Source organism: Streptomyces spongiae (assembly GCF_009377185.1).
In the GTDB taxonomy this organism is placed as follows: Bacteria; Actinomycetota; Actinomycetes; order Streptomycetales; family Streptomycetaceae; genus Streptomyces; species Streptomyces spongiae.
Genome location: NZ_VJZC01000809.1, coordinates 1 through 3,548 on the forward strand (window position 1 = coordinate 1; position 3,548 = coordinate 3,548).

Genomic DNA, 3,548 nt, shown 5'->3' on the forward strand with positions numbered 1-3,548 from the left:
CCCCTCTTCGAGCCCCGCCCCGTCCACGTCCCTCTGACCGACCTCATCGAGGTGTACGCCGAACAGCAGCGCCGCCACGACGCCACCGCCCGCCCCGACCGCATGCACCTGCTCACCGCCGCCGAGTCCGCCGGCACCCTGATAGCCGCCGAGATGAACCACGCGGGCCTGCCCTGGAGCGCCGACGTCCACCGCGAGGTCCTGCACGAGCTGCTCGGCGAGCGGTACGCGGGCGGCGGCGAGCCCAGGCGCCTGGCCGAGCTCGCCGAGGAGGTGTCCGACGCCTTCGGGCGGCGGGTCCGCCCCGATCTGCCCGCCGATGTCGTCAAGGCCTTCGCCCGGGCCGGGGTGAAGGTGAAGTCCACGCGGCGGTGGGAGATCGAGTCCGTCGACCACCCGGCCGTGAAACCCCTGCTGGAGTACAAGCGGCTGTACCGCATCTGGGTCGCCCACGGCTGGTCCTGGCTCCAGGACTGGGTGCGGGACGGCCGGTTCCGGCCCGAGTTCCTGTCGGGCGGGACCGTCACCGGGCGTTGGGTCACCAACGGCGGGGGCGCGCTCCAGATCCCCAAGGTCATCCGGCGCGCCTGCGTCGCCGACCCCGGTTGGCGGCTCGTCGTGGCCGACGCCGACCAGATGGAGCCACGGGTGCTGGCGGCCATCTCGCGTGATCCCGGTCTGATGGAGGTCGCCGGTCGCGACACCGATCTGTACCAGTCCGTTTCCGACCGGGCGTTCTCCGGTGACCGCGCCCAGGCCAAGCTCGCCGTGCTCGGTGCCGTGTACGGGCAGACCTCCGGGGACGGGTTGAAGAACCTGGCCGCGCTCCGCCGCCGCTTCCCCCGGGCCGTCGCGTACGTCGACGACGCGGCCCGCGCCGGCGAGGAGGGCCGGCTCGTACGGACCTGGCTGGGGCGTACGTGTCCCCCGGCGGCCGGGGCCTCCGAGTACGCGGCGGACGAGGCAGGCATCCCGCAGGACGAGCCGACCGAGGCCGCCGCCGACGACCAGGAGTGGACGCCCGGCTACGCCTCCACCAACGCCCGTGCCCGCGGCCGCTTCGCGCGCAACTTCGTCGTCCAGGGCAGCGCGGCCGACTGGGCCCTGCTCCTGCTCGCCGGGCTCCGCCGCACCCTCGCCGACATGGCCGCCGAGCTGGTCTTCTTCCAGCACGACGAGGTCATAGTCCACTGCCCCGAGGAGGAGGCCGAGGCGGTGGTCGTCGCGATCCGGGAGGCCGCCGAGCTGGCGGGGCGGCTGACCTTCGGCCAGACGCCGGTGCGGTTCCCGTTCACGACAGCGGTGGTGCGGTGCTACGCGGATGCCAAGTAACACGAAATAACACCAAATAGCGCGAAATGAATGGCTGGGGCACCGTTCGCGTCAGCTCTCGTCCGCCAGCAGCTTCCTCAGCTCCCCCGCCACCGGCGAGTCCGTCCCGCCCAGTACCTCCAGGGCCGACTCCCACTCCCCGCGCGCCTCCTCGGCCCGTCCCTCGCCCGCCAGCAGCAGGCCACACTGGTGCCGGGCCAGACCGGTCATGTACAGGTCGGCCCGCTTCTCCGCGAGCCCCAGCAGCCGGGCGCACTCGCGACTCGCGCGCTCGATGTGGTCCAGCGCGCGCAGGGCGCGGACGAGGCCGAGCCGGGTCTGGGACTCGCCGCCCCAGTCCTCGTCGTCACCGAGGATCTCCAGACTCTGCTCGAAGCTGCGCACGGCGCGCTCCGGTTCACCGAGCCTGAGCTGGGCGTAGCCGATGTTGCAGTGCGCGGTGCTGCGCAGCAGGACGCTGTCGGCCACGTCACCGAGCGCCAGGCTCCGCTGGTGGTGGACGATCGCGGCCCGCGCGTCGGTGTGCCAGTACAGGTTGCCGAGGTGGCTGAACGTCACGGCCTGGCCGTACGGATCGCACAGCTGCCGGGACAGTTCCAGACTCTGCCGCAGCGCCTCCTCGCTCTCCTCGTAGCGGCCGAGGCTCTCCAGCAGCAGGCCGCGGTTGTTGAGGCAGCGCCGCACGCAGGACATGGCGTCGAGCCCGCGCCACAGCTGGAGTCCCTGGTCGTTGAGCGCGAGCGCCTCGGTGAGCCGGCCCGACATGTAGTGCAGCCCCGCCCGGTCGGTGAGCGCGAACGCCTCCGACGCGTCGTCCCCGACCGCCCGCGCCACGTCCAGCGCGATCCGTCCCAGTGCGTCCAGTTCGGCGAGGTGGCCGCTGCGGTGCAGATACGGGAAGAGGTGGCGCACGAGGGCGGGGACGAGCGGCGAAGGCGCCGTCCCGGTCAGGTCCGTTCCTGTCGGGTTCGGGCGGCCGCAGCGCTGTACGAGGGCGACGATGTTGGGCAGTTCGCGGTCGGCCCAGGCGAAGGCCGCCTCCGCGGAGGGGAAGGGGCGGGTGTCGACCGGGTCCGTCTCGCCGGCCGTCAGCCGCAGCCGCTCGTCCCGTTCGTAGCCGGGCGGCAGCACCGCGACGACACTCTGCCGGGCCCGGTCGGCGTACCAGCGCAGGGCGTCCCCGACGACTCCGGTGCCCGAACCGTGGCCGCCGTTCTCCGCCAACTCGCGCGCGAAGTCCCGTACCAGGTCGTGCGGGGCGTACCGGCCGTAGGACTTCTCCTCCAGCAGGGCGACGTCCACGAGGCGGTCGAGGGCGGCCTCGGCGCGGCATTCGTCGGTGCCGGTGAGGCGGGCGAGGAGAGGCACACCGTACGCGGGGAGGTCGAGCGCGCCGATGCGGCGCAGGGCGAGCGCGGCGTCGCGGTCGATCTCCCGGTCGGAGGCGCTGAGGGCGTCGTGGGCGACGGCCAGGGAGCGGCGGACGCTCAGGTCGTCGTACTCCAGGTGATGCAACCGTCCTTCCGTGGCGGCGAGTTGACCGGCGAGCGCGTCCGGCGTGAGCGCCTGGCGCGCGGCGAGGCGGGCGGCGACGACCCGCAGGGCCAGCGGGAGACGGCCGGTGAGTTCGACGAGCGGGTGGGCGCGGTCGAGCCCGTCCCGGCCGGAGAGCGCCCGCAGCAGCGCCGCGCTGTCCTCTCCCGACAGGGGTGCGAGCGGGAAGCGGTGGGCGCCGTCGAGCGCGGTGAGCGGCGAGCGGCTCGTCACGATCACCGCGCAGCCGGCACCCGCGGGCAGCAGCGGCCGTACCTGCGCGGCGTGCGCGGCGTTGTCGAGGACCATCAGGGTGCGGGTCGGCGCGAGGGTGGAGCGCAGGAGCGCGGCGGCCGCGTCGGGGTGGTCGGGGATGCGGCGCGACTCGGTGCCGAGGTCGCGCAGGAGTGAGGCGAGGGCCTGGCCCGGGCCGAGCGGCGTCATGCCGGGGGTGGCGCCGTGCAGGTTGACGTAGAGCTGGCCGTCGGGGAAGCGTTCCGCCAGTTCGTGGGCCACGTGCAGGGCGAGGGCGCTCTTGCCGACGCCGGCCATACCGCTGATGACGGCGACCGTGGGGACGCGCCCGGCCGGCACCGAGCGCGTGTCCAGGGCGTGGCGCAGGGACATCAGCGTCTCGGCACGGCCGGTGAACCGGGCCGGTGGGGGCGGGAGCTGAGCGGGGC

2 protein-coding genes are annotated in these 3,548 nt (G+C 74.0%); one reads left to right on the plus strand and one right to left on the minus strand.

From position 1 onward, the window contains the following. Nucleotides 1-1,332: bifunctional 3'-5' exonuclease/DNA polymerase (locus FNH08_RS47095; RefSeq protein WP_152778007.1), on the plus strand; the 1,332-nt coding region annotated here is incomplete at its 5' end. A gap of 51 nt (nucleotides 1,333-1,383) precedes the next feature. Here FNH08_RS47095 and FNH08_RS47100 read toward each other — a convergent pair. Then, the coding region (locus FNH08_RS47100; RefSeq protein WP_152778009.1) for a tetratricopeptide repeat protein at nucleotides 1,384-3,548 on the minus strand (2,165 nt) is incomplete at its 5' end.